The organism is Kitasatospora sp. NPDC001095 (assembly GCF_053598615.1).
In genome coordinates, this window is record NZ_JBSFKQ010000030.1 from 68,512 (window position 1) to 94,106 (window position 25,595).

Sequence of the window (25,595 nt, forward strand, 5' to 3'; positions counted from 1 at the left end):
ATGCGGTGTCGTTGGTGCTGCCACCGTACGGGAGCGGGGGCGCGCGGACAGGGGCGGGCGGACAGGGGCGGGCGGGGGACGGGTGGCGGGCGCTGATCAGTGGGTGCTGATCTTCACGTTGCGGATGTTCACGGGGAGGTTGGGGAAGCCGTCGCCCGGGTTGTTCTGGTCGTCCTCGCCTCCGGCGGCAATCTTCTGGAGGACGTCCAGGCCGGCGGTGATCCGGCCGAACGGGGTGTAGGCGGGGGAGAGCTTGGTGTCCTTCCAGACGAAGAAGAACTGGCTGCCGTTGGTGTTCGGGCCGGCGTTGGCCATGGCCACGGTGCCGGCCGGGTAGGTGGCGCCGGTCAGGTTCTCGTCCGGGAACGAGTAGCCAGGACCGCCGCTGCCGGTGCCGGTCGGGTCGCCGCACTGGAGGACGTAGATCCGCTGGGTGGTGAGGCGGTGGCAGTGGCTGCGGTCGAAGTAGTCGTGCTCGGCGAGGAACCGGAACGAGAAGGTGGTGCAGGGCGCCTTGTCAGTCAGGGCCTCGAAGGTGATCTGGCCCTGGGTGGTCCGCAGTGTCGCGCGGTAGGGCTTCGCCGCCTTCTTGGCGTCGAACACCGGGATGCCCTTGAAGTTGTCCGCCGGGACGGCCGGTGTGTAGGTGCAGCCCGAGGCGGGGGTGGCGGCCACGGGGGCGTCCGCGATGGCGGTGCCGGTGCTCGCCACGAGCGGGAGGACGGTGGCGGCGACCAGCGCCCAGCGCTTGCGGTTCACGTGACGGGCCTTCCGGGGGGTGGTGGGCGGCGGGGTTGTCATGGGTGCATCATCCACGGCCGGGCGGGGATGCGGTAGGGGGTGGGGCGGCTGTGGTTCCCCGGGCAGCAGGAGCGTGAGGGTTCGTCAGTTGGACTCCAGGGCAGTCGGGGTGGGTGCGAAGAGTCCGGCGCGGGCGGCCAGGGCCGCGGCGTCGGCGGCCCGCTCGGCGGTGCGGGCTTCGAGCGGCTCGCCGGAGACGAACAGCCGGTAGTAGAGCGGTGCGGTGGCGGCCCGGACCACCTCGGCGCCGTCCGTGCCGGCGGGCAGTTCGCCCCGGGCGACGGCCCGTTCGGCCACCTCGGCGGCCTGGCGGTGGCGGGCCGCGAAGAAGGCGCGCAGGGCGGCCGCGCCGACGTCCGAGCGCTGGGCCGCGGAGATCAGCGCGGTGGGCGTGAGGCCGAGTTCCGGGTCGGTGAAGACGCTGAACACCTCCTGGGTGATCCGCCGGAGGTCCTCCTGGAGGTCTCCGGTGTCGGGCAGGGGCCAGGGCTGATCGGCGGAGGCGGTCAGGGCGTCGGCAACCAGGCCGTCGACCCCGCCCCAGCGCCGGTAGAGGGTCGCCTTGTGGACGCCGGAGCGGGTGGCGACCGCCTCGACGGTGAGGCCGTCGTACCCCTTGGTCGTCACCTCGGCGAGCGTGGCGGCGACCACTTCCGCCCGGACCCGGGCGCTGCGGCCGCCGGGGCGCGGGGTGGGGGTGCGGGGCTCCGGCTCAGGGCAGGCTGATTCAGTCAAAGTCGACTCCAGTCGCGTTAACGCTTGCTGTGGGGTGGCGGTCGTGCGATGCTCATCGTAATGCGACTCAAGTCGCATTACGAGAGGAGCCTGCGTGTCCGCCACCGCCATTCCCGACCCCGCCGCCCTCCACCCGCTCGCCGGTCACGACCGGGTCGTCCTGCTGCGCCCGCTCGTCACCGACCCGCGGATCGAGGTCGGCGAGTACACCTACTTCGACGACCCCGATGGAGCCACCCGCTTCGAGGAGCGCAACGTCCTCTACGCGTACGGCCCCGAGCGGCTGGTGATCGGCAAGTACTGCGCGATCGCCACCGGCACCCGGTTCCTGATGGCCGGCGCCGCTCACCCGACCATCGGAGTCTCCACCTTCCCGTTCACCATGTTCGGCGGCAGCTGGACGGAGCAGACCCTCGACATCGTCGCGGGCCTGCCCAGCCGGGGCGACACCGTGATCGGCAACGACGTCTGGTTCGGCCACGGGGCCACCGTCCTGCCCGGCGTCCGGATCGGCGACGGCGCGATCATCGCGGCCGGAGCGATGGTCACCTCCGACGTCGAGCCGTACACCGTCGTCGGCGGCAATCCGGCCCGCCCGATCCGCTGCCGCTTCGACGAGGCCGACACCGCGCGCCTTCTCCGTGCGGCCTGGTGGGACTGGCCGACCGAGCTGGTCACCGAACACGTTCGCGCGATCATGTCCGGCACCCCGGCCGACATCGAGGCGATCGCCGCGGCGAACGGTCTGCTCGCCGTCTGATCCACTCGCGCCCCCGCAGGGCATTGATCACCGGCGGCCCGGTGCGCGAAGATGGCGCACCCTTGCTCTGTGCTCCACCCCGTCCACCGCCGGGCCTTTCTCCCGGCTCCTGGGTCCGTCCGACGCCGTACGGTACTCGCGCCTGCCGGTTCCGTCCGTTCGGAGGGGTCTTTCGCATGTCAGCCTCCTTGCCCGACCTGTCCAAGAGGTCGCCCTCGTCGGTCCTTCGTGATCTTCCGGTCCTGCTCGTGGCCGTGGTGTGGGGGTCGAGCTTCCTCGCCGTCCAGCGGGTGGCCGAGCCGCGGACGGTCGTGGCGATGCTCGTGCTGCGGTTCGGGCTGGTGCTGCCGCTGCTCGGGGCCGTCGCCTGGCGCGCCCTGCGGAGGCTGAGCCGCGCCGAGTGGCTCGGCGGCGCCGCGCTGGGGCTGGTGCTCAGCGGGATCTTCCTGCTGGAGACCTACGGAGCCGTGCACACCTCCGCGACCAACGCCGGGCTGATCATCAGCCTCGCGATGGTGCTGACCCCGCTCGGCGAGAGCGCCCTCGGCCGGACCGCGCCACCGAAGACCTTCCTCGCGGCCGCCGGACTGGCCGTCCTCGGCGTCGCCCTGCTCACCGGCGACGGCGGGCTGCGCCCTCCCGCGCTCGGTGACCTGCTGGTGCTGGGCGCCGCCCTCGTCCGGACCGCATACGTCCTCGCGATGGCCCGCACCCGGGCCGTCCGCGACACCGACATGCTCGCCGTCACCTTGGTCCAACTCGCCGTGGCCACCGCGGTGTTCGCCGTCGTCGCGCTCCTGGCGGGGCCCGCGCCCTGGACGGTCGCGCGCTCGTACGGGGCCGGCCAGTGGGCCTGGCTGCTGCATCTGTCCTTGTTCTGCACCCTGTTCGCCTTCTTCGTCCAGATGTGGGCCGTGCGGGCCACCTCGCCCTCCCGCGTCAGCCTGCTGCTCGGCACCGAGCCGCTGTGGGCCGCCGTCTTCGGCATCACCGTGGCCGGGAACCGGATGGGCCCGCTCGCCCTGCTCGGCGGGGCCCTGGTGCTGGTCGCGACCGAGTGGGGCCGACGCACCGCACCGGTGCCCACGCCCGAACCCGTGCCCGGCCCGGCCGGGGACGGGGGCCCGAACGAGACCGATGCGACGGGGCCGAGCCCAGAGCCGACTCCGGTGTGACCGGCCGCCTCCGTCACCGGCGCCGCCGCAGCGTCCGGCGGGCGTAGTCGAGCGCGACCGCGCCGAGCAGCGGGCCCCAGGCGACCAGGGGCAGGTAGGCGAGCGTCATCACGACGGCGGCGAAGCCCTGCGGCGAGTCGGGGTCGGCCAGGTTGTGGGCCCAGCCGCCGAACAGCCCCTCCATGCCGAGGAACGTGAGCACCACCGAGCCCAGCAGCGCCGGGACGGTCGCGGCGAGCGGCCGGACCCGGCGGCCGCCTATCAGCGGGATCCACCGGGGCGCCACCAGCCCCCAGGGCCGGACCAGGCCCAGCGTCAGGAAGGCCAGCGACTCGGCCAGGGCGCTCAGGGCCACGCAGTAGACCGTGCCCCAGCCCGGTTGGTGTTCGGCGTAGGCCGCGGCCGTCGCGCCGGTGAAGCCGAGCGGGGCGCCGAACCCGAAGGCGATCCGCCACAGCCCCGAGGGGACGGTGGTGAGGACGGCGGCCTTGGCGGCGAGCCGGGCCCAGCGCGGCGCGGGCGGGACGTCCGGGGCGGTGGCGCCGGCCCGGTGGGTGGTGGCGCGGGCATTGATCACGAGCTTCGACACGGTGGTGGCCTCCTCTCGGCTCCGGCCTCCGTGGCCGGTGCGATGACTCAAGACTGGAGGCCCGGCGGGGGTTCGCGGCAGATGCCGATCGGGCTGTCCCTCCTGCTCAACCGGCCTCTGAAATATGCCGATCGGCACAGGCGCACCGCCTGGGGGCGTCGTAGTGTGACGGCAGTCGAAGAGTCGAGGAGAGGTGGTGACGATGACTCAGATCCTGTCCGGGGTCGTCCTGGTCCTGGTGCCGCCGGCCTGGTCGGCGCGGCGGCGGTACGGGCCGGTGGCCGTGACGCTGGCGCTCGGGGCGGTGTCGGTCGTGGTCACGGTCGCCGTCTGGCTCCTCGGCCGCTGGGCGGAGGGGCAGCGCTGGGCCGGGCTGGCGGGCCTGGCCGAGCTGGCCGTCCTGCTGCTGGCCGTGGTCGTCAGCCTGCGCGCCGAGGACGGTCCGCGGTGTGCGGCGGCGGCCTGGACGGCCTGCGGAGCGGTCGCCCTCTGGCCGTCCCGGTTCGCGTTCGTCGAGGGGCCCGCGGACACGCTCACGCTCTTCGGGTTCGGGTCGATGCTCTCCCTGCCGGCCGTGCTGGTCGGGCTCTACCTCCGGGGCCTGGACGAGGGGCGCAGGAAGGCGGTGGCCGAGGCCCGGCGGGCACAGCGACTCGAACTGGCCCATGACCTGCACGACTTCGTGGCGCACGACGTCAGCGGCATGGTCGCCCAGGCCCAGGCGGGGGCCTATCTGGTGGGGATCGATCCGGCCCGGGCGGCCGAGATGTTCCAGCGAATAGAGCAGGCCGGGCAGCGGGCGCTGGCCTCGCTGGACCGGACCGTGCAACTGCTGCGCAGCGAGGAGGGCGCCGGCCGCGGCCCGCAGCCCGGGCTCGCCGAACTCCTCGGGGTGGCCGAGCGGTTCAGCGCGACCGGCGGCGCCGAAGTCCGGTTGGAGCTGCCGGAGGAGTCGGTTCCACGCGAGGTGGAGGGCACCGTCCACCGGATCGTGGTCGAGTCCCTGACGAATGTCCGGCGGCACGCTCCGGCCGCGCGCGTGGTCGAGATCAGGGTCCGTCGCTGCGGCGGCCGGCTGGAGCTGACGGTGACCAACGACGGTCGGGCACCGGGCCCGCCGGGGCGGTCTCGCCGGGGCGGCGGCAGCGGACTGCCGGGGCTGGCGGCCCGGGTGGAGGCCCTCGGTGGTTCGCTGGAGGCCGGCCCGCACGAGCGGGAGGCCTGGCGGGTGAGGGCGGTGCTGCCGCTGGAGGAGGCCGGCGCGGGGCCGGCGGAATCGTAGCGGCCGTCGGCGGATCGCCGGCGGATCGGTGACGGGGAGGTACGGGGATGGGTGGCGGCAAAGGGCCGGTTCGGGTCCTGATCGCGGACGACCAGGCGGACGTTCGCAGTGCGTTCCGGATGATCCTGGACGTCCAGCCGGACATGGTGGTGGTGGCGGAGGCGGCGGACGGTGCCGCAGCCGTGCAGGAGGCAAGGCGGCTGCGGCCGGATGTGGTGCTCGCGGACATCCGGATGCCGAAGCTCGACGGGCTGGAGGTCACGCGCCAGTTGGCCGACCAGTGCAAGGTGATCGTGGTGACCACCTTCGACCTGGACGAGTACGTGCACACGGCACTGCGGCACGGAGCGGCGGGGTTCCTGCTGAAGCGCTCGGGGCCGGTGCTGCTGATCGAGGCGGTCCGGGCGGCGATGGCCGGGGACGCGTTGATCAGCCCGCAGATCACCGTACGGCTCCTGCGCCACATGGCCATCCCCGGCATGGAGCCGAAGCCCGGGCCGGGCGTCAGGTCGGCTGCCGCTGCGACGCAACCGACAGCCGGGCCGACGGAGGAACTGACCGCGAGAGAAAGGGAGATCGCCGAGCTGGTGGCAGACGGCGCGACCAACGCCGAGATCGGTGCCGGGCTGTTCATCTCACCGGGAACGGTGAAGAACCACCTCGCCAACGTCCAGCGCAAGATCGGAGCCCGTAACCGGGTGGGCATCGCTGCCTGGATCTGGGAGCAGGCGGCCGGCCACCAGTAACCGACCGGCCCCCGGCCCGGAGCGCGATCCCGGGCCCCCGGCCCCCGGCCCGGAGCGCGATCCCGGGCCCCCGGCCCCCGGCCCGGAGCGCGGGCGCGGGCACGGGCACGGGCACCCGGAGCCTGGTCCGCTGCGACCAGTACCGGTGCAGCGCCGAAGGCCGCCTGGAGCGCTTGTGAACGAAGGGTCAAGCGAGCGTTCGGCCCCCCGCCACCCCTCCGAGTGAGCCGCTATAACACGTCAACATGACGCCCGGAAATTTGCTCCAAGCGGCGCATAGTTGATATAGGAACGCGCCCCTGACCAGCCGCTTCACGAGCAAATGCGACGGCTTGTGATCATTCGACTGCTTTGCGTCGACAAATTTGGGCATGTTCGCATTCGACCCCATTCACATGGTGTCGTAGATCACAAAGAAGACGGTGAACTGCGTGTCGCAGATCACAAGCCGACGGGCATAGGATGCGCTCGTTCCAGGCTTTGTGAACTGCCTCACATGAGGTGGATCTCGGGAACTGGAACGCGGGTTCACCTCAGTGTGACCCGCCGGTTCCGATCTGCAGTCAAGGACGACCGGACGGAGGGAGCGGGGGCTATGAATGCCTACGCGCCGATCCTCGTACTCGGTGCCATCGCGGCGGCGTTCGCGGTCGGCTCCGTCGTGATGGCCTCACTCACCGGCCCCAAGCGCTACAACCGGGCCAAGTTGGAGGCGTACGAGTGCGGCATCGAGCCGACCCCGCAGCCCGTGGGCGGCGGTCGGTTCCCGATCAAGTACTACCTGACGGCGATGCTCTTCATCGTCTTCGACATCGAGATCGTCTTCCTCTACCCCTGGGCGGTGACCTTCGACGCCCTGGGGATCTTCGGGCTGGTCGAGATGCTCCTGTTCATCGCCACCGTCTTCGTCGCGTACGCCTACGTGTGGCGGCGCGGCGGCCTGGAGTGGGACTGAGCGCGGGGCGGTCCGAGCGCGGGGTGGCAACTCCACCCGTCCGCCGGCTGCGCGGCCGCTTGTGAACGAGCGGACAAGCCAGAACCGGCCCACGTATCAGAGGACTTGAGGGCATTGAGAGGGATCTGATGGGAATCGAGGAGAAGCTGCCGAGCGGCTTTCTGCTCACGACCGTGGAGACGGCCGCCGGCTGGGTGCGCAAGGCGTCACTCTTCCCGGCCACCTTCGGTCTGGCCTGCTGCGCGATCGAGATGATGACCACCGGGGCGGGCCGCTACGACCTGGCCCGGTTCGGCATGGAGGTCTTCCGGGGCTCCCCCCGGCAGGCCGACCTGATGATCGTGGCGGGCCGGGTGAGCCAGAAGATGGCCCCGGTGCTGCGCCAGGTGTACGACCAGATGCCCAATCCCAAGTGGGTCATCTCGATGGGCGTCTGCGCCTCGTCCGGTGGGATGTTCAACAACTACGCGATCGTCCAGGGCGTCGACCACATCGTCCCGGTGGACATCTACCTGCCCGGCTGTCCGCCCCGTCCGGAGATGCTGATGGACGCGATCCTGAAGCTGCACGACAAGATCCAGCACGAGCCGCTGGGCGTGAACAAGCGCCGGGCCGAGGAGCTCGGCGAGGCGCTCGCCCTGAAGGCCACCCCGATCAGCGAGATGCGGGGGCAGCTGCGATGAACGACCAGGTACCCGAGACCCGCCGCGAGCAGCCGGTCCGCGAGATCCCGGTCGAGGTGGTCGGCCGCCGCCAGGGCATGTTCGGCGCCAAGGACAGCGGCGACACCTCCGGCTTCGGCGGCCTGGCCGCCCCGATCGTGCTGCCCGGTCCGAGCGAACGCCCGTACGGAGGCTGGTTCGACGAGGTGGCCGACGAGCTGGAGGGCGCCCTGGAGGAGCAGGGCCTGGACCCGGTCGAGGTGATCGGGAAGACCGTGGTCGACCGCGGCGAGATCACCTTCCACGTCGACCGCGGCCACCTGTTGAGGACGGTCCGGATCCTGCGCGACGACCCGGCGCTGCGCTTCGAACTGTGCCTGGGAGTGAGCGGCGTTCACTACCCCGGCGACAAGGGGCGCGAGCTGCACGCGGTCTACCACCTGCGCTCGATCACCCACGGCCGGCTGATCCGGCTGGAGGTCACCGCGCCGGACGCCGACCCGCGCATCCCCTCCGTGGTGAGCGTCTACCCGACCAACGACTGGCACGAGCGCGAGGCCTACGACTTCTTCGGCCTGGTCTTCGAGGGCCACCCGGCGCTCACCCGGATCATGATGCCGGACGACTGGCTGGGTCACCCGCAGCGCAAGGACTACCCGCTCGGCGGCATCCCCGTCGAGTACAAGGGCGCCCAGATCCCGGCTCCCGACCAGCGGAGGTCGTACAGCTGATGAACACCCAGCACTTTGGAGAGACCGAGGAAGCGGACGCCCGCGAGACCACCGAGGGTCGGGTCTTCACCGTCACCGGCGGCGACTGGGGCGAGGTGGTCGAGGCGGTCGGCCGGGCCGACGACGAGCGCATCATCGTCAACATGGGTCCCCAGCACCCGTCCACCCACGGCGTGCTGCGGCTGATCCTGGAGATCGACGGCGAGACGGTGAAGGAGGCCCGCTGCGGCATCGGCTACCTCCACACCGGCATCGAGAAGAACATGGAGTTCCGCAGCTGGGTCCAGGGCACCACCTTCGTGACCCGCATGGACTACCTGACCCCGCTGTTCAACGAGACCGCCTACTGCCTGGCGGTCGAGAAGCTGCTCGGCATCACCGGCGACGTCCCGGACCGCGCCAGCGTCATCCGGGTGATGATGATGGAGCTCAACCGGATCGCCTCGCACCTGGTCTGCCTGGCCACCGGCGGCATGGAGATCGGCTCCACCACGCTGATGATCTACGGCTTCCGGGACCGCGAGCTGATCCTGGACGTCTTCGAGCTGGTCACCGGCCTGCGCATGAACCACGCGTACGTGCGCCCCGGCGGCCTCGCCCAGGACCTGCCGCCCGGCGCCGTCGACCAGATCCGCGAGGCGGTCAAGGTCTTCCGCTCCCGGATGCACGAGTACGACAAGCTCGCCACCGGCAACCCGGTGTTCAAGGCCCGCCTGGTCGACGTCGGCTTCCTGGACCTGCCGGGCTGCCTGGCCCTCGGCGCCACCGGCCCGATCCTGCGCGCCACCGGCCTGCCGCACGACCTGCGCAAGACCGACCCGTACTGCGGTTACGAGGACTACGACTTCGAGGTCGCGATCGCGGACAGCGCCGACTCCTACGGTCGCTTCCTGATCCGCCTGGAGGAGATGAAGCAGTCGCTGCGGATCGTCGAGCAGTGCCTGGACCGGCTGCGGCCGGGCCCGGTGATGGTGGCCGACAAGAAGATCGCCTGGCCGGCCCAACTGGCCGTCGGTCCGGACGGGATGGGCAACTCCCTCGACCACATCCGCAAGATCATGGGCACCTCGATGGAGGCCCTGATCCACCACTTCAAGCTGGTCACCGAGGGCTTCCGGGTCCCGGTCGGCCAGGCGTACGCGGCGGTCGAGTCGCCCAAGGGCGAGCTGGGCGTGCACGTGGTCAGCGACGGCGGGACGCGCCCGTACCGGGTCCACTTCCGGGATCCGTCGTTCACCAATCTGCAGACGATGGCGGCGATGTGCGAGGGCGGCCAGGTGGCCGACGTCATCGTCGCGGTGGCCGGGATCGACCCGGTGATGGGAGGCGTGGACCGGTGACCAACGTCGAACTGGGACTGCCGGCGCTGCCGGCCGCACCGTACCCCGAGGAGGTGCACGCCCGGCTGGCCGCCGACGCCGCCGAGCTGATCGCCCGCTACCCGCAGCCCCGTTCGGCGCTGCTGCCGCTGCTTCACCTGGTGCAGGCAGAGGAGGGCTTCGTCAGCCCGACCGGGATCCGCTTCTGCGCCGAGCAGCTGGACCTCACCACCGCCGAGGTCACCGCGGTCGCGACCTTCTACACCATGTACCGGCGCCGCCCGGCCGGGAAGTACCACGTGGGGGTCTGCACCAACACCCTGTGCGCGGTGCTCGGCGGCGACCAGATCTTCGCCGAGCTCCAGGAGCACCTGGGCATCCGCAACAACGAGACCACCGAGGACGGCGAGCTCTCGATCGAGCACATCGAGTGCAACGCGGCCTGCGACTACGCGCCCGTGGTGATGGTCAACTGGGAGTTCTTCGACAACCAGACGCCGGAGAGCGCCCGGCAGCTGGTCGACGACCTGCGCGCCGGCCGCGAGGTCAGGCCCACCCGCGGCGCCCGGCTGTGCGGCTTCAAGGAGACCGCCCGGATCCTGGCCGGCTTCCCCGACGAGCGCCCGGGCGCCAACGACGAGTCCGGCGCCGGCGGCGCGCCCTCCCTGGCCGGCCTGCGGCTGGCCCGCGGCGAGGCCCTGCCCGGCACCCCCGGCACCAAGGTGGTCTCCCCCCGCCCCGAGTCCCCCCGCCGGGCAGCCAACGGTCAGCCCGCCAATGGTCAACCGGGCAACGGCCAGCCCGCCGACAGCCAGCCCGTCAACGGCCAACCGGGCAACGGCCAGCCGACCAACGGCCAGGAAGGGAGCGAGGCGTGATGACCGCCGCCGAGCCGGCCGAGAAGCTGCTCACCCCGGTCCTGTCCGACTCCTGGGACGACAGCCGCCCCTGGACGCTCGACACCTACCGCCGCCACCACGGCTACGAGGGCCTCAAGGCGGCCCTCGCCATGCCGCCGGACGACGTGATCGCCCTGGTCAAGGACGCCGGCCTGCGCGGCCGCGGCGGCGCCGGCTTCCCCACCGGCATGAAGTGGCAGTTCATCCCGCAGAACGACGGCAAGCCGCACTACCTGGTGGTCAACGCCGACGAGTCCGAGCCGGGCACCTGCAAGGACATCCCGCTGCTGTTCGCCAACCCGCACGCGCTGATCGAGGGCATGATCATCGCCTCCTACGCGATCCGCTGCGACCACGCCTTCATCTACCTGCGCGGCGAGGTCGTCCCGGTGCTGCGCCGGCTGCACGCGGCCGTCGCCGAGGCGTACGGGGCGGGGCTGCTGGGCCGGAACATCCTCGGCTCCGGCACCGACCTCGACATCACCGTGCACGCCGGCGCCGGCGCCTACATCTGCGGCGAGGAGACGGCGCTGCTGGACTCCCTGGAGGGCCGCCGCGGCCAGCCCAGGCTGCGGCCCCCGTTCCCGGCGATCGCCGGCCTGTACGCCTGCCCGACGGTGGTCAACAACGTCGAGTCGATCGCCTCGGTGCCGCCGATCCTGTCCCGCGGCAAGGAGTGGTTCAAGGCGCTGGGCACCGAGAAGTCCCCCGGCTTCACGCTCTACTCGCTCTCCGGCCACGTCACCAACCCCGGCCAGTACGAGGCCCCGCTCGGCATCACGCTGCGCCAGCTGCTCGACCTCAGCGGCGGCATCCGCCCCGGGCACCGGCTGAAGTTCTGGACCCCGGGCGGCTCCTCCACCCCGATGTTCACCGATGAGCACCTCGACGTCCCGCTGGACTACGAGGGCGTCGGGGCGGCCGGCTCGATGCTCGGCACCAAGGCGCTCCAGGTCTTCGACGAGACCACCTGCGTGGTGCGGGCGGTCACCCGCTGGACGGAGTTCTACGCCCACGAGTCCTGCGGCAAGTGCACCCCCTGCCGCGAGGGCACCTACTGGCTGGTCCAGCTGCTCAAGCGGATCGAGGCGGGCGAGGGCGTCGACGGGGACCTGGAGAAGCTCCTCGACATCGCCGACAACATCAACGGCAAGTCCTTCTGCGCACTGGGCGACGGCGCGGCCAGCCCGATCGTCTCCTCGCTCCAGCACTTCCGGGCCGAGTACGAGCAGCACCTGGCCGAGCGCCGCTGCCCGTTCGACCCGGCCGCCTCCACCGTCTGGGCCGACGGCCCCCGCCCCGGCCACCAGTCCGCCACCGAAAGGGAGGTGCACGCGTGACGATCACAGAGCCAACCGCCTCCGAGAGCGCGGTCGAACTGGTCACGCTCACCATCGACGGCGTCGAAGTGCGGGTCCCCAAGGGGACGTTGGTGATCCGGGCCGCCGAGACCATCGGCACCCAGATCCCGCGCTTCTGCGACCACCCGCTGCTCGACCCGGCCGGTGCCTGCCGCCAGTGCATCGTCGAGATCGAGGGCCAGCGCAAGCCGGTCGCCTCCTGCACCGTCCCGGTGGCCGAGGGCATGGTGGTGCGCACCCAGCTCAGCTCGCCGGTGGCCGAGAAGGCCCAGCGCGGCGTGATGGAGCTGCTGCTGATCAACCACCCCCTGGACTGCCCGGTCTGCGACAAGGGCGGCGAGTGCCCGCTGCAGAACCAGGCGATGACCAGCGGCGCCGCCGACTCCCGCTTCGAGGGGATGAAGCGCACCTACGAGAAGCCGGTGCCGATCAGCAGCCAGGTGCTGCTGGACCGCGAGCGCTGCGTGCTGTGCGCGCGCTGCACCCGCTTCTCGCAGCAGATCGCCGGGGACCCGTTCATCGACCTGGTGGAGCGCGGGGCGCTGCAGCAGGTCGGCACCGGCGAGGGCGACGACTTCGAGTCGTACTTCTCCGGGAACACCATCCAGATCTGCCCGGTGGGCGCGCTGACCTCGGCGGCGTACCGGTTCCGCTCGCGCCCCTTCGACCTGGTCTCCTCGCCGAGCGTGTGCGAGCACTGCGCCTCGGGCTGCGCGCAGCGCACCGACCACCGGCGCGGCAAGGTGCTGCGCCGGCTGGCGGGCGAGGACCCGGCGGTGAACGAGGAGTGGAACTGCGACAAGGGCCGCTTCGCCTTCCGCTACGCCCAGCAGCGCGACCGGCTGACCACCCCGCTGGTGCGGGTGGACGGCGAACTGGTGCCGGCCTCCTGGCCGGAGGCGCTGGCCCGGGCGGCCGAGGGGCTGCGCGGGGTCCGGGCCGGGGTGCTGGCCGGCGGCCGGGTGACGGTCGAGGACGCCTACGCGTACGGGAAGTTCGCGCGGGTGGCCCTGGGCACCAACGACGTGGACTTCCGGGCCCGCCCGCACAGCGGTGAGGAGGCGGAGTTCCTGGCCGCCGCGGTGGCCGGGCGGGGCGTCGACCTGGACGGCACCGGGCCGGCCTACGAGGACCTCGACCGGGCGCCGGCGGTGCTGCTGGCGGGCTTCGAACCGGAGGAGGAGTCGCCGATCGTCTTCCTGCGGCTGCGCAAGGCGACCCGGGCGACGGGCCTGAAGGTGTTCTCGGTGGCCGCGTTCGGCTCCCGGGGTCTGGCCAAGCTGCGCGGCGCGCTGCTGCCGGCGGCTCCCGGCACCGAGCCGGAGTGGTTCGCGGCGCTGGCGGCGGACGAGCCGCTGAACGACGAGGCGGGCCGGGCGGCCGAACTGCTGCGCACCCCGGGTGCGGTGATCCTGGCGGGCGAGCGGCTGGCCGCCGTCCCGGGCGCACTGACCGCGGTGCTGAGGCTGGCGCACGCGACCGGCGCGAAGCTCGCCTGGGTGCCGCGCCGGGCCGGTGAGCGCGGGGCCGTCGAGGCGGGTGTGCTGCCGGGCCTGCTGCCCGGCGGCCGTCCGGTGGCGGACGCGGCGGCCCGGGCGGAGGCGGCCGCGGTGTGGGGCGGGGCCGAGCCGCCGTCCCGGCCGGGCCGGGACACCAACGGGATCCTGGCGGCGGCCGTGGCCGGCGAGTTGGAGGCGCTGGTGGTCGGCGGGGTGGACCCGGACGACCTGCCGGATACGGCGCTGGCCGACGAGGCGTTGGCGGCGGTGCCGTTCCTGGTGTCGCTGGAGCTGCGGCCCTCGGCGGTGACGGCGCGCGCCGACGTGGTGCTGCCGGTGGCGGCAGTGGCGGAGAAGGCCGGCACCTTCCTGGACTGGGAGGGCCGGGTGCGGATGTTCGAGTCCGCACTCAAGCCGGACCAGCAGATGGGCCGGCACCTCCAGTCGGATCTGCGGGTGCTGAACATGCTGGCCGACGCCCTGGGCCACCGGCTGGGCCTGCCGGACGTCCGGGCGGCCCGGCTGGAGCTGGACCGTTTCACCCCCTGGGAGGGCAGCCGCGCGGCCGGCCCGGCGGCGCACCCGGGCGTGCTGCCCCGGCCGGCCGCAGGCCAGGCGGTGCTGGCGGGTTGGCGCCTGCTGCTGGACAACGGCGTGCTGCAGCAGGGGGACCCGCACCTGGCGGGCACCCGGCACCGGGCGGTGGTCCGGATCTCGGCGGAGACGGCCAAGGAGGTCGGCGCCGAGGCGGCCGCCGCGCTGCGGCTGACCGGTCCGGCCGGATCGCTGACCCTGCCGCTGGAGGTCACCGACTCGATCCCGGACCGCACGGTCTGGATCCCGCTCGACTCCACCCCGGGCGGCGCCCACCGCGCGCTCGGCACCACCGTCGGCCACCTGGTCACGATCACCGCGGCCGAACTCGACTCCGAACCCGAACCGGAGACCGAACCCGCCGAACCCGCGGCCGAGACCGAACCCGCGGCCGTACCCGCGGCCGGACCCGAACCCCGGCCGACGGCACAGGCCAGGGCGGCGAAGGCCCAGGAGACCGCGGACCACACCGCCGGCGAAGGGGAGGACCGATGACTTCGCAGCCGTACGAGACGCTCCACTTCTTCGGGCAGGACCCGTGGTGGCTGGTGCTGCTGAAGGCCGTGTTCTGCTTCGCCTTCCTGGTCCTGACGGTGCTGATCGCGATCGTCTGGGAGCGCAAGGTGGTGGCCTGGATGCAGCTGCGCATCGGGCCCAACCGGCACGGCCCGTGGGGCCTGCTGCAGTCGCTGGCGGACGGCGTGAAGCTGGCCCTGAAGGAAGACCTGGTGGTCAAGGGCTCGGACAAGGTGGTCTACATCCTGGCCCCGATCGTCTGCGCCATCCCCGCGTTCATGGCCTTCGCGGTGATCCCGTTCGGCCCGGCCGGCAACGAGGTGTCGATCTTCGGCACCCGCACGCCGCTCCAGCTGACGGACTTCCCGGTGGCGCTGCTGTACATCCTGGCGACTGCCTCGGTGGGCATCTACGGCATCGTGCTGGCCGGCTGGTCCTCGGGTTCGACGTACCCGCTGCTGGGCGGGCTGCGCTCGTCCGCGCAGATGATCAGCTACGAGATCGCGATGGGCCTGTCCTTCGCGGCGGTCTTCATCTACTCCGGCTCGATGTCGACCTCGGAGATCGTGGCGCACCAGCAACCGACCTGGTTCGCGGTGCTGCTGCCGGTCTCGTTCATCGTCTACGTCATCGCGATGGTCGGCGAGACCAACCGGGCGCCGTTCGACCTTCCGGAGGCCGAGGGCGAGCTGGTCGGCGGCTTCAACACCGAGTACTCCTCGCTGAAGTTCGCGATGTTCATGCTGGCCGAGTACGTGAACATGGTGACGGTCTCGGCGGTGGCCTCGACCCTCTTCCTGGGCGGCTGGCGGGCCCCGTGGCCGGTGTCGACCTTCTGGGAGGGCGCCAACCACGGCTGGTGGCCGATGCTGTGGATCACGCTGAAGATCCAGCTGCTGCTGTTCTTCTTCATCTGGCTGCGCGGCACGCTGCCCCGGTTCCGCTACGACCAGTTCATGAAGCTGGGCTGGAAGGTGCTGATCCCGGTCTCGCTGGTGTGGCTGGTGCTGATCGCGAGCGTGCGGGCGCTGCGCAACGAGGGTTACGGCTTCGGCCAGGTGGTGCTGTACGTGGGCGCCCCGGTCGGGGTGGTGCTGCTGCTGGCGCTGCTGCGGGACTTCGTGAGGAAGCAGCCGGAGGTCGAGGAGGCGCCTCCCGAGGGCGAGTTCGATCCGATGGCGGGCGGCTACCCGGTCCCGCCGATGCCCGGTCAGGTGCTCCCGCCGGTGCCGCGCCGGCCCAGTCGTGCCCCGAAGCAACTCCAGGACGCCCTCAACGGGGCCGACCATTCCGAAGGGAGCTGAACCGAGATGTCCGACCAGTCCGATCGTGCGGGCCGCCCCGAGCGGGCCGACCGTCCGTCGATCCTCGGCCCGGCCGCCGGCTTCGGCGTGACCTTCAAGGCCATGTTCAAGAAGCGGCTCACCGAGCAGTACCCGGAGCAGAAGAAGCCCACCGCTCCGCGCTTCCACGGCCGCCACCAGCTGAACCGGCACCCGGACGGCCTGGAGAAGTGCGTCGGCTGCGAGCTGTGCGCGTGGGCCTGCCCGGCCGACGCGATCTACGTGGAGGGCGCGGACAACCGGGACGAGGAGCGCTACTCCCCGGGCGAGCGCTACGGCGCGGTGTACCAGATCAACTACGCCCGCTGCATCCTGTGCGGGCTGTGCATCGAGGCCTGCCCGACCAGGGCGCTGACCATGACCAACGAGTACGAGCTGGCCGACTCCTCCCGGCGGGACCTCATCTTCACCAAGGAGCAGCTGCTGGTGGGCCTGTCCGAGGGCATGGTCGACACCCCGCACGCGATCTTCCCGGGCACCGACGAGGGCGCGTACTACCGGGGAGAGGTCACCGCGGCGGCGCCGGGGACGGTCCAGCAGGAGCGCACCGACCGGGAGAAGGAGGTGCGGCAGTGATCGCGCGGCTGGCGGAGGCGACCGGGGCGACCTCGACGGGTGAGGCCTTCCAGTTCTGGGTGCTCGCGGTGATCGCGGTCGGCGGTGCGCTCGGCATGGTGCTGATGCGCAAGGCCGTGCACAGCGCGCTCTGCCTGGCGGCCACCATGCTGGCGCTGGCGGTCTGTTACATGGCCCAGGGTGCGGTGTTCCTGGGCGTGGTGCAGATCGTGGTCTACACCGGCGCGATCATGATGCTGTTCCTGTTCGTGGTGATGCTGGTCGGCGTCACCAGCGAGGACTCCCTGAAGGAGCAGCTGAAGGGCCAGCGGTTCGCCGCGGCCCTGTGCGGCCTGGGCTTCGGCGTGCTGCTGATCGCCGGGATCGCCAACGCGAAGCTGAACCACTTCACCGGGCTGTCCGAGGCGAACGCCGAGGGCAACGTGCCGGGCCTGGCCCGGCTGATCTTCACCCGGTACGTGTGGGCCTTCGAGGTCACCGGTGCGCTGCTGATCACCGCGGCGATCGGCGCGATGGTGCTGACCCACCGGGAGCACGTGAAGGCGCCGAAGACGCAGCGCGAGCTGGCGGCGCAGCGGATCAGGGACAACATCCAGGTGCCGCCGCTGCCGGCGCCGGGCGTGTACGCGCGGCACAACGCGGTGGACGTCCCGGCGCTGCTGCCGGACGGCACGGTCGCCGAGGACTCGGTGATGGCGACGCTGCGCGAGCGCGGCCAGGTCCGGGACGTCAGCCAGGCGATGCTGCAGCGGATGGCGGAGCTGGAGAACAGCACGGCGGACTGGCTGGGCCGTCCGTCCTCGGAGCGGCCGGCGGTGGCGTCCCCGCGCAAGTCGCTGGGGCCGGTGCCCGCGAACGGTGGTCCCGCGAACGGTGGTCCGGCGAACGGTGGTCCGGCGAACGGTGGTCCGGCGAACGGCGAGCCTGTGGCGGCGAACAACGTGAAGCACCCGGCCGGCGAGGAGGGCACGGAGTGAACCCGGTCAACTACCTCTACCTGTCAGCCCTGTTGTTCACCATCGGCGCGGCCGGGGTGCTGATCCGGCGCAACGCGATCGTGCTGTTCATGTGCGTGGAGCTGATGCTGAACGCCTCGAACCTCGCCCTGGTGACGTTCTCCCGGCTGCACGGGACCTTGGACGGTCAGATCATCGCGTTCTTCACGATGGTGGTCGCGGCGGCCGAGGTCGTGGTGGGCCTCGCCATCATCGTCTCCATCTTCCGGACCAGGCACTCCGCTTCGGTCGACGACAGCAACCTGATGAAGCTGTAGGCGGAGGGCCTTCGGTGAACTCTCTCATTCCGCTGCTGGTGGCGGCTCCACTGGCCGGCGCCGCCCTGCTGCTGCTCGGCGGCCGGGCACTGGACCGGTACGGCCACTGGCTGGCCACCGCGCTCGCGGCGCTCTCGTTCGGTTTCGGCCTGGCCCTGTTCTCGGACATGCTCGGCCGTGACGCCGAGCACCGGGCGGTCGGCGTGCACCTGTTCAGCTGGATCCCGGTGAACGGCTTCCAGGCCGACGCCTCCTTCCTGCTCGACCAGCTGTCGATGACCTTCGTCCTGCTGATCACCGGCGTCGGCACGCTCATCCACCTCTACTCGGTCGGCTACATGGCGCACGACGAGCGCCGGCGCCGCTTCTTCGCCTACCTGAACCTGTTCCTGGCCGCCATGCTGCTGCTGGTGGTGGCGGACAACTACCTGCTGCTGTACTTCGGTTGGGAGGGTGTGGGCCTGGCCTCGTACCTCCTGATCGGCTTCTGGCAGCACAAGCCGAGTGCGGCGACGGCGGCGAAGAAGGCCTTCATCGTCAACCGGGTCGGTGACGTCGGCCTGTCCGTCGCGATCATGCTGATGTTCGCCGAGTTCGGCTCCTTCGCCTTCGGTCCGGTCTTCGGCGGTGCGCACGAGGCGAGCGAGGGCAAGCTGACGGCGATCGGCCTGATGCTGCTGCTGGCGGCCTGCGGCAAGTCGGCGCAGGTGCCGCTGCAGTCCTGGCTGGGGGACGCGATGGAGGGCCCGACCCCGGTGTCGGCGCTGATCCACGCGGCCACCATGGTGACCGCCGGCGTCTACCTGATCACCCGCTCCTCGGCGATCTTCGACCCTGCGCCGGATGCGCAGACCGCCGTGGTGGTGGTCGGCGCGGTGACGCTGCTGTTCGGTGCGATCGTCGGTTGCGCCAAGGACGACATCAAGAAGGCGCTGGCCGGCTCGACCATGTCGCAGATCGGCTACATGGTGCTGGCGGCCGGGCTCGGCCCGATCGGCTACGCCTTCGCGATCATGCACCTGGTGACCCACGGCTTCTTCAAGGCCGGGCTGTTCCTCGGTGCCGGGTCGGTCATGCACGGCATGAACGACGAGGTGAACATGCGCCACTACGGCGGCCTGCGCAAGTACATGCCGGTCACCTTCGTCACCTTCGGCCTCGGCTACCTGGCGATCATCGGCTTCCCGGGCCTGTCCGGCTTCTTCTCCAAGGACAAGATCATCGAGGCGGCCTTCGCCAAGGGCGGCACCGAGGGCTGGGTCCTCGGGCTGTGCGCGCTGGTCGGCGCGGCCGTCACCGCGTTCTACATGACCAGGGTGATGGTGCTGACCTTCTTCGGGGAGAAGCGCTGGCAGCCCGACGCCGAGGGCAACGCCCCGCACCCGCACGAGTCGCCCCGGACGATGACCGTCCCGATGGTCCTGCTGGCCTTCGGCTCGGTCTTCGCGGGCGGGCTGTTCGCCTTCCACGACTCCTTCCTGAGGTGGCTGGAGCCGGTCACCGGGCACGAGGAGGGCAACTCCCCGCTCGCCCCGCTGACCGTCACCCTGCTGACCACGGCCTGCATGCTGGCCGGCGTCGGCCTCGCGTACCTGATGTACGGGCGCTCGCCGGTCCCGGTGGTGCCGCCGGTCGGCTCCCCGCTCACCCGGGCCGCCCGCCGCGACCTGCTGCAGGACGACTTCAACCACGCGGTGCTGGTGCGGCCGGGCTCGGCGCTCGCCGCGGCGCTGGTGTTCTTCGACAGCCGCGGCCTGGACGGCGTGGTCAACGGCCTGGCCGCCGCGATCGGCGGGCTCTCCGGCCGACTGCGGCGGATCCAGAACGGTTTCGTCCGCTCGTACGCGCTCTCCATGTTCGGCGGCACGCTGGTGCTGGTCGCCACGACTCTCCTGATGAGGTCCACGTGATGACTCGTCCTGATATCCGTTGGGGGGAGCGGGCATGAGCGTCCTGCTGACCGCCACCTGCGCCGTCCCGGCGGCCGGCGCGGTGCTGACGGCCGCGCTGCCCGCCGGGTCCTCCGAGAGCCGGCGCAGGACCACCAAGGCCGTCGCGCTGGGCGTCTCGGTCGTCACCCTGGCGCTGGCCGCCGTGGTGGCGACCCGGTTCGACCCGCACGGCACCCGCTTCCAGCTGAACGAGTCGTACAGCTGGATCCGCTCCTTCGGCATCAACTTCTCGCTCGGCGTGGACGGCATCGGAGCCGTGCTCGCCCTGCTCACCGCCGTGCTCGTGCCGCTGGTGATCCTCGCCTCCTGGCACGACGCCGACCCGGGGCCGGCCGGGCCCGACGGCAGCTTCGAGAACAGGCGCCGCACCCAGGGCTTCTTCGCCCTGATCCTCGCGGTGGAGGCGATGGTGGTCGTCTCCTTCTACGCCACCGACGTCTTCGTGTTCTACGTGTTCTTCGAAGCCATGCTGATCCCGATGTACTTCCTGATCGGCGGCTTCGGCGACCGCGCGGGCGGTCCCGAGTCGGCGCGCCAGCGCTCCTACGCGGCCGTGAAGTTCCTGCTCTACAACCTGCTCGGCGGCCTGGTGATGCTGGCCGCGGTGATCGGCCTGTACGTGATCGCGCAGGACCAGGGCTTCGGCACCTTCGACCTGCCGACGCTGACCTCGGCGATCGCCGACGGCCGGCTCCAGCTGACCGGCACCGCCGAGAAGGCGCTGTTCCTGGGCTTCTTCTTCGCCTTCGCGGTGAAGGCCCCGCTGTGGCCGCTGCACACCTGGCTGCCGAACGCGATGGGCGAGTCCACCGCCGGCACCGCGGTGCTGATCACCGCCGTGGTGGACAAGGTCGGCACCTTCGCGATGCTGCGCTTCTGCCTCGGGCTGTTCCCGGACGCCTCGAAGACCTTCGGCCCGGCGATCCTGGTCCTCGCGCTGGTCGGGATCGTCTACGGCGCGCTGCTGGCGGTCGGCCAGAAGGACATCAAGCGCCTGGTGGCGTACGCCTCGATCTCGCACTTCGGCTTCATCATCATGGGTGTCTTCGCCCTGACCAGCCAGGGCCAGAGCGGCGCCACCCTGTACATGGTCAACCACGGCCTCTCCACGGCGGCGTGGATGCTGGTGGCCGGGTTCCTGATCTCCCGTCGCGGCTCGCGGCTGATCGCCGACTACGGCGGCGTGCAGAAGGTCGCCCCGGTGCTCGCCGGGACGTTCCTGATCGGCAGCCTGGCGACGCTGTCGCTGCCCGGGCTCGCCCCGTTCGTCAGCGAGTTCCTGGTGCTGGTGGGCACCTTCACCCGCTACCCGGCGATCGGCGTCGTGGCCACCTTCGGCATCGTGCTGGCCGCGCTGTACGCCCTGCTGCTGTACCAGCGCACCATGACCGGCCCGGTGAAGGAGGGCGTGCGCACCATGCCTGACCTCAAGCTCCGCGAACTCGCCGTGGTAGGCCCGTTGGTGGCGCTGACCATCCTGCTGGGCGTCTACCCCAAGCCGCTCACCGACCTGGTCAACCCCTCGGTGAACGCGACGCTCTCGCAGATCCACCGGACCGACCCGGCGCCGGCCCATCCGGTCGCCGCCACCTCAGGAGGTGAGCAGAAGTGAGCGCCACCGCAGTGCTCGCCGCCGCCGGCGGCAACACCGCCAGCATCCCGGCGCCGCACATCGAGTACGGGCAGCTGTCCCCGATGCTCGTGGTGTTCGCCGCAGCCGTGACCGGCGTCCTGGTGGAGGCCTTCGTACCCCGCCGGTACCGGCACTGGACCCAGGTGACGCTCGCCCTGGCCGGACTGGGCGGCGCCTTCGTCGCCGTGGTGGTGCTGGCCGTGCAGAGCCACGGCTTCACCCGGATCGACCTGCTGGCCATGGAGACGGTCGCGATGGACGGCCCGGCGCTGTTCCTCCAGGGCGTGATCCTGTTGGCCTCGGTGGTCGCGGTGCTCACCTACGCCGAACGGAGGCTGGAGCCCAAGGCCGGCGGCCTGCCCGCCGACGCCTTCGCCGCCCAGGCCGCCGCCACCCCCGGGGGCGAGCAGGAGCGGGCCGCGGTCCGGGCCGGCTTCGCCACCAGCGAGGTCTTCCCGCTCACCATGTTCGCGGTCGGCGGCATGCTGCTGTTCCCCGCCGCCAACGACCTGCTGACCATGTTCGTGGCGCTGGAGGTGTTCTCGCTGCCGCTGTACCTGCTGTGCGCGCTGGCCCGGCGCCGCCGGCTGCTCTCCCAGGAGGCGGCGGTCAAGTACTTCCTGCTCGGTGCCTTCGCCTCGGCCTTCTTCCTGTTCGGCACGGCGCTGCTGTACGGCTACGCGGGCAGCGTGAAGCTCGGCGACATCGGGGACGTCATCTCCGGCAAGGCGATGACCACCCCCGCGCAGCTGAGCACCACCCAGAGCGACGCGCTGGTGCTGACCGGACTGGCGATGCTGGCGGTCGGCCTGCTGTTCAAGGTCGCCGCGGTGCCCTTCCACTCCTGGACCCCGGACGTCTACCAGGGCGCGCCGACCCCGGTGACCGGCTTCATGGCGGCGGCCACCAAGGTCGCGGCCTTCGGGGCCTTCCTGCGGCTGTTCTACGTGGCCTTCCCGGGCCTGCGGCTGGACTGGCGGCCGGTCATGTGGGGCGTGGCGATCCTCACCATGGTGGTGGGCGCGGTGCTCGCGGTCACCCAGCAGGACGTCAAGCGCCTGCTGGCGTACTCCTCGATCGCGCACGCCGGGTTCATCCTGACCGGCGTGATCGCCGTCAACAAGCAGGGCATCTCCTCGGTGCTGTTCTACCTGCTGGCGTACGCCTTCGTGACGCTAGGGGCGTTCGCGGTGGTCACCCTGGTGCGCGATTCCAAGGGCGAGGCGACCCACCTGTCCAGCTGGGCCGGGCTGGGGCGGCGTTCGCCGCTGGTGGCGGGGGTGTTCGCGCTGTTCCTGCTGGCCTTCGCCGGAATTCCGCTGACCTCCGGGTTCACCGGGAAGTTCGCGGTCTTCCAGGCCGCGGCCAGCGGGGGGGCGACGCCCCTGGTGGTCGTCGGTGTGCTGAGCTCGGCGGTGGCCGCGTTCTTCTACATCCGGGTCATCGTGCTGATGTTCTTCTCGGACCCGCAGCCCGGCGGCCCCACGGTGGCGATCCCCAGCGCCTTCACGGCGACCGCGATCGGGGTGGGGGTGCTGGTCACGCTGGGTCTCGGACTGCTGCCCCAGTACTTCCTCGACCTCGCGTCCAAGGCCTCGCTGTTCGTGCGCTGACCTTTACGTCCCCCGCTCTCGACCAGGGCCCCGTCCGGGCCGCGCCCAGTTCGCGCGGCCCGGACGGGTCTTTGTCGGGTGCAGGGGCCGGGGGAGTTCCGAGAGCTCTCCCGCCTTTATTTCCAGCCGAATTCGCCCCCACCGCCGTCCGGCCCGCACAGCCGCGCTGACCAGGGCATCAGGCCCGATCATGACAGGATCCGCACGCCCGTGCAGTGATCCACTGACGACCGGATACCCTGCCTGTATGGCCAGCGGCGGCACTCAGGGACCAGGCCGCTAGATCGACCAGGGACAGAGGAGTGGTCTTCGTGACCGTCGTGGAACCCTTCGGGCTCAGCGTGCAGGACCGCGACCTGACCCGGGACGTCCAGGCCGGACTGGACGCGGTGGAGGCGGCGCTCGGTGAGGCCGTCAAGAGCGACGTCCCCTTCATCACCGTCACCGCCAGTCACCTCCTCGAGGCCGGCGGCAAGCGCTTCCGTCCGCTGCTCCTGCTGCTGGCGGCCCAGTTCGGCGACCCGGGGGCGCCCGGCGTGGTGCCCGCCGCCGTGGTGGTCGAACTGACCCACCTGGCCACGCTCTACCACGACGACGTCATGGACGAGGCGCCGGTGCGCCGGGGCGCCCCGAGCGCCAACTCCCGCTGGGACAACTCGGTCGCGATCCTCACCGGCGACTTCCTGTTCTCCCGCGCCTCCCAGGTGCTCTCCGACCTCGGCCCGGAGGCCGTGCGGATGCAGGCCGAGGCCTTCGAGCGGCTGGTCACCGGCCAGATCCTGGAGACCCGCGGCCCCGGCCAGGACATGGACCCGCTGCTGCACTACCTGGACGTCCTGGAGGGCAAGACCGGCTCGCTGATCGCCGTCTCCTGCCGGATAGGAGCGCTGATGGCCGGTGCCGAGCGCGAGCTGGTGGACACCCTCGGCGAGTTCGGCGAGCGGATCGGCATCGCCTTCCAGCTGGCCGACGACGTGCTCGACATCGCCAGCGACGGCCACGAGTCCGGCAAGACCCCCGGCACCGACCTGCGCGAGGGCGTGCCGACCCTGCCGACCCTGCTGCTGCAGCAGATGCCCGCCGACCCGGCCGACCCGGACGACGCCCGGCTGCGCGAACTGCTCGACCAGGACCTCTCCGACGACGAGCTGCACGCCGAGGCGCTGCGGCTGCTGCGCGCCCACCCCGCGCTGCAGCGTGCCCGCGCCGAGACCCTGCGCCGGGCCGAGGAGGCCCGGGCGCTGCTGGCCCCGCTGCCGGACTGCGCGGCGAAGGCCGCCCTGGAGGGCCTCTGCGACGCGGTGGCGATCCGCACCATGTGAGCCCCGACCGGGGCCGTGCGGGCCCGGCCGCGATGTGGCCGGGCCCGCCCCCTCGGCGCGTCAGGGCATGGGGGAGACTGACTCCCGTCAGCCCACGCCTGCCGGGAAGGTCGTTATGCGCCGTGTCGTCATCGCCGAGGACTCCGTTCTGCTACGGGAGGGACTGACCCGGCTGCTCACCGATCGCGGCCTGGAGGTCGTGGCCGGGGTCGGGGACGGCGACGCCCTGGTGAAGACCATCCACGACCTGGCCGCGGCCGACGCCCTGCCGGACGTGGTGGTCTCCGACGTGCGGATGCCCCCGAGCCACACCGACGAGGGCCTGCGCGCCTGCGTGGAGCTGCGCGGCCGCTACCCGCAGCTGGGCGTGCTGGTGCTGTCGCAGTTCGTGGAGGAGCGCTACGCCTCCGAGTTGCTGGCCGGCTCCACCCGGGGCGTCGGCTACCTGCTCAAGGACCGGGTCGCCGAGGTGCGCGAGTTCGCCGACGCGGTGGTCCGGGTCGCCGAGGGCGGCACCGCGCTGGACCCCGAGGTGGTGCAGCAGCTCCTCAGCCGCAGCCGCAAGGGCGACGTTCTGGCCAATCTCACGCCGCGCGAGCGCGAGGTGCTCGGGCTGATGGCGGAGGGCCGCACCAACGCCGCGGTGGCCAGGCAGCTGGTGGTCTCGGACGGCGCGGTGGAGAAGCACGTCAGCAACATCTTCCTCAAGCTGGGTCTGGCTCAGAGCTCCGAGGACCACCGCCGGGTGCTGGCCGTGCTCACCTACCTCAACTCCTGACAGCCGCCTCGTTGAGCGCATCTCGGCCAAGGTTCGCCAGGTGTCTCGCGCCCGCCCGCCCGAGCCGGAATGATCTCCGGCAGGCGGGTGTTGACGTTTGTGTGCTGTGTTGCCGCGGGCCGGTGAATTAACTGCCGTGGCTCCGGCCGCCGTCGAGTCGACCCGCATAGGATGCGAGAGGTGCACCAGGCGGACGGGGCACGGGGCCGCGCCCGCGGTGGTGCGCCCACGAGGAGGTCCGCGGCAGTGACCAGTCAGGTCGATCAGTCAGAGGCAGTGGACGGCCCGGACGGCGACGAGGCCCGCGCCGGGAGCGGCGGTGTCCGCTCGGGTTCGGCTGCTCCCGCGGGACCCCCGGCCACGGGCGGCCCTCCGGTGAAGCCGGGCAAGCCGATCCGCAGACTCGATCGGGTGATCATTCGTTTCGCCGGTGATTCCGGTGACGGTATGCAGCTGACCGGTGACCGTTTCACGTCGGAGA

21 protein-coding genes and 3 pseudogenes are annotated in these 25,595 nt (G+C 71.6%); 21 read left to right on the plus strand and 3 right to left on the minus strand.

The genetic code is table 11. From position 1 onward, the window contains the following. Nucleotides 1-96 precede the first annotated feature (96 nt). Together ACWDBB_RS23465 and ACWDBB_RS23470 are read right to left on the minus strand one after the other, a co-directional pair. On the minus strand, nucleotides 97-801 hold the full coding sequence (locus tag ACWDBB_RS23465; protein ID WP_449791474.1) for a peptidylprolyl isomerase: 705 nt from the start codon (nucleotides 799-801) through the stop codon (nucleotides 97-99). Between the two features lie 84 nt (nucleotides 802-885). Next, the gene (locus ACWDBB_RS23470) at nucleotides 886-1,536 is read right to left on the minus strand and encodes a TetR/AcrR family transcriptional regulator (protein WP_449791475.1); all 651 of its coding nucleotides are present in this window, start codon (nucleotides 1,534-1,536) and stop codon (nucleotides 886-888) included. 94 nt (nucleotides 1,537-1,630) lie between these two features. On the opposite strand from ACWDBB_RS23470, the gene ACWDBB_RS23475 reads away from it, so the two are divergent. Both ACWDBB_RS23475 and ACWDBB_RS23480 read left to right on the plus strand, forming a co-directional pair. Beyond that, nucleotides 1,631-2,296 (plus strand): CatB-related O-acetyltransferase, encoded by a 666-nt coding sequence (locus ACWDBB_RS23475; protein WP_449791476.1) that lies wholly within the window; start codon nucleotides 1,631-1,633, stop codon nucleotides 2,294-2,296. A 176-nt stretch (nucleotides 2,297-2,472) separates the two neighbouring features. Further along, nucleotides 2,473-3,471 carry an EamA family transporter gene (locus ACWDBB_RS23480; RefSeq protein WP_449791477.1) on the plus strand — a complete coding sequence of 333 codons (999 nt, stop codon included), beginning with the start codon at nucleotides 2,473-2,475 and terminating at the stop codon, nucleotides 3,469-3,471. Nucleotides 3,472-3,484: 13 nt separating this feature from the next. Here ACWDBB_RS23480 and ACWDBB_RS23485 read toward each other — a convergent pair whose 3' ends face one another. Continuing rightward, complete coding sequence (locus ACWDBB_RS23485; RefSeq protein ID WP_449791478.1) at nucleotides 3,485-4,060, minus strand: hypothetical protein; 576 nt, start codon at nucleotides 4,058-4,060, stop codon at nucleotides 3,485-3,487. Between the two features lie 202 nt (nucleotides 4,061-4,262). On the opposite strand from ACWDBB_RS23485, the gene ACWDBB_RS23490 reads away from it, so the two are divergent. The 19 genes and pseudogenes from ACWDBB_RS23490 to ACWDBB_RS23580 all read left to right on the plus strand — a co-directional run. Then, complete coding sequence (locus tag ACWDBB_RS23490) at nucleotides 4,263-5,342, plus strand: sensor histidine kinase (RefSeq protein ID WP_449791479.1); 1,080 nt, start codon at nucleotides 4,263-4,265, stop codon at nucleotides 5,340-5,342. 47 nt (nucleotides 5,343-5,389) lie between these two features. Further along, a complete protein-coding gene (locus ACWDBB_RS23495; protein WP_449791480.1) occupies nucleotides 5,390-6,088 on the plus strand; it encodes a response regulator in 699 nt (232 codons plus the stop codon). Between the two features lie 595 nt (nucleotides 6,089-6,683). Next, nucleotides 6,684-7,043 carry an NADH-quinone oxidoreductase subunit A gene (locus ACWDBB_RS23500; RefSeq protein ID WP_030060100.1) on the plus strand — a complete coding sequence of 120 codons (360 nt, stop codon included), beginning with the start codon at nucleotides 6,684-6,686 and terminating at the stop codon, nucleotides 7,041-7,043. Nucleotides 7,044-7,171: 128 nt separating this feature from the next. Further along, entirely contained in the window at nucleotides 7,172-7,726 is a 555-nt protein-coding gene (locus ACWDBB_RS23505; protein ID WP_355265622.1) for a NuoB/complex I 20 kDa subunit family protein, read from the plus strand. Continuing rightward, nucleotides 7,660-8,436 (plus strand): annotated as a pseudogene (locus tag ACWDBB_RS23510) (NADH-quinone oxidoreductase subunit C); the annotation flags it as partial. The gene ACWDBB_RS23505 and the pseudogene ACWDBB_RS23510, both read left to right, overlap by 67 nt. Further along, the gene (locus tag ACWDBB_RS23515; RefSeq protein ID WP_392882290.1) at nucleotides 8,436-9,776 is read left to right on the plus strand and encodes an NADH-quinone oxidoreductase subunit D; all 1,341 of its coding nucleotides are present in this window, start codon (nucleotides 8,436-8,438) and stop codon (nucleotides 9,774-9,776) included. The pseudogene ACWDBB_RS23510 and the gene ACWDBB_RS23515, both read left to right, overlap by 1 nt. A 17-nt stretch (nucleotides 9,777-9,793) precedes the next feature. Beyond that, a complete protein-coding gene (nuoE, locus tag ACWDBB_RS23520) occupies nucleotides 9,794-10,633 on the plus strand; it encodes an NADH-quinone oxidoreductase subunit NuoE (protein WP_449791487.1) in 840 nt (279 codons plus the stop codon). Further along, entirely contained in the window at nucleotides 10,633-11,994 is a 1,362-nt protein-coding gene (nuoF, locus tag ACWDBB_RS23525) for an NADH-quinone oxidoreductase subunit NuoF (protein WP_449791481.1), read from the plus strand. Before nuoE ends, nuoF begins: the two co-directional genes overlap by 1 nt. After that, a pseudogene (locus ACWDBB_RS23530) lies at nucleotides 11,991-14,468 on the plus strand (NADH-quinone oxidoreductase subunit G); the annotation flags it as partial. The gene nuoF and the pseudogene ACWDBB_RS23530, both read left to right, overlap by 4 nt. Before the next feature lie 131 nt (nucleotides 14,469-14,599). After that, complete coding sequence (gene nuoH, locus ACWDBB_RS23535; RefSeq protein ID WP_449791482.1) at nucleotides 14,600-15,928, plus strand: NADH-quinone oxidoreductase subunit NuoH; 1,329 nt, start codon at nucleotides 14,600-14,602, stop codon at nucleotides 15,926-15,928. A gap of 6 nt (nucleotides 15,929-15,934) precedes the next feature. Next, on the plus strand, nucleotides 15,935-16,543 hold the full coding sequence (gene nuoI / locus ACWDBB_RS23540; RefSeq protein WP_392882284.1) for an NADH-quinone oxidoreductase subunit NuoI: 609 nt from the start codon (nucleotides 15,935-15,937) through the stop codon (nucleotides 16,541-16,543). Continuing rightward, nucleotides 16,543-17,520, plus strand: coding sequence for an NADH-quinone oxidoreductase subunit J (locus ACWDBB_RS23545; protein WP_449791488.1), 978 nt, complete (start codon nucleotides 16,543-16,545; stop codon nucleotides 17,518-17,520). Before nuoI ends, ACWDBB_RS23545 begins: the two co-directional genes overlap by 1 nt. Beyond that, entirely contained in the window at nucleotides 17,517-17,816 is a 300-nt protein-coding gene (gene nuoK, locus ACWDBB_RS23550; protein WP_195911268.1) for an NADH-quinone oxidoreductase subunit NuoK, read from the plus strand. Before ACWDBB_RS23545 ends, nuoK begins: the two co-directional genes overlap by 4 nt. A gap of 14 nt (nucleotides 17,817-17,830) precedes the next feature. Further along, a complete protein-coding gene (gene nuoL, locus ACWDBB_RS23555; protein WP_449791483.1) occupies nucleotides 17,831-19,726 on the plus strand; it encodes an NADH-quinone oxidoreductase subunit L in 1,896 nt (631 codons plus the stop codon). A gap of 34 nt (nucleotides 19,727-19,760) precedes the next feature. Next, nucleotides 19,761-21,380, plus strand: coding sequence for an NADH-quinone oxidoreductase subunit M (locus ACWDBB_RS23560; RefSeq protein WP_449791484.1), 1,620 nt, complete (start codon nucleotides 19,761-19,763; stop codon nucleotides 21,378-21,380). Continuing rightward, nucleotides 21,377-23,014 carry an NADH-quinone oxidoreductase subunit NuoN gene (gene nuoN / locus ACWDBB_RS23565; protein ID WP_449791485.1) on the plus strand — a complete coding sequence of 546 codons (1,638 nt, stop codon included), beginning with the start codon at nucleotides 21,377-21,379 and terminating at the stop codon, nucleotides 23,012-23,014. Before ACWDBB_RS23560 ends, nuoN begins: the two co-directional genes overlap by 4 nt. 311 nt (nucleotides 23,015-23,325) lie before the next feature. Further along, a complete protein-coding gene (locus ACWDBB_RS23570; RefSeq protein WP_392882275.1) occupies nucleotides 23,326-24,336 on the plus strand; it encodes a polyprenyl synthetase family protein in 1,011 nt (336 codons plus the stop codon). Between the two features lie 115 nt (nucleotides 24,337-24,451). Next, nucleotides 24,452-25,114 carry a LuxR C-terminal-related transcriptional regulator gene (locus tag ACWDBB_RS23575; RefSeq protein WP_402406484.1) on the plus strand — a complete coding sequence of 221 codons (663 nt, stop codon included), beginning with the start codon at nucleotides 24,452-24,454 and terminating at the stop codon, nucleotides 25,112-25,114. A 246-nt stretch (nucleotides 25,115-25,360) separates the two neighbouring features. After that, nucleotides 25,361-25,595, plus strand: a pseudogene (locus ACWDBB_RS23580) (2-oxoacid:acceptor oxidoreductase subunit alpha); the annotation flags it as partial.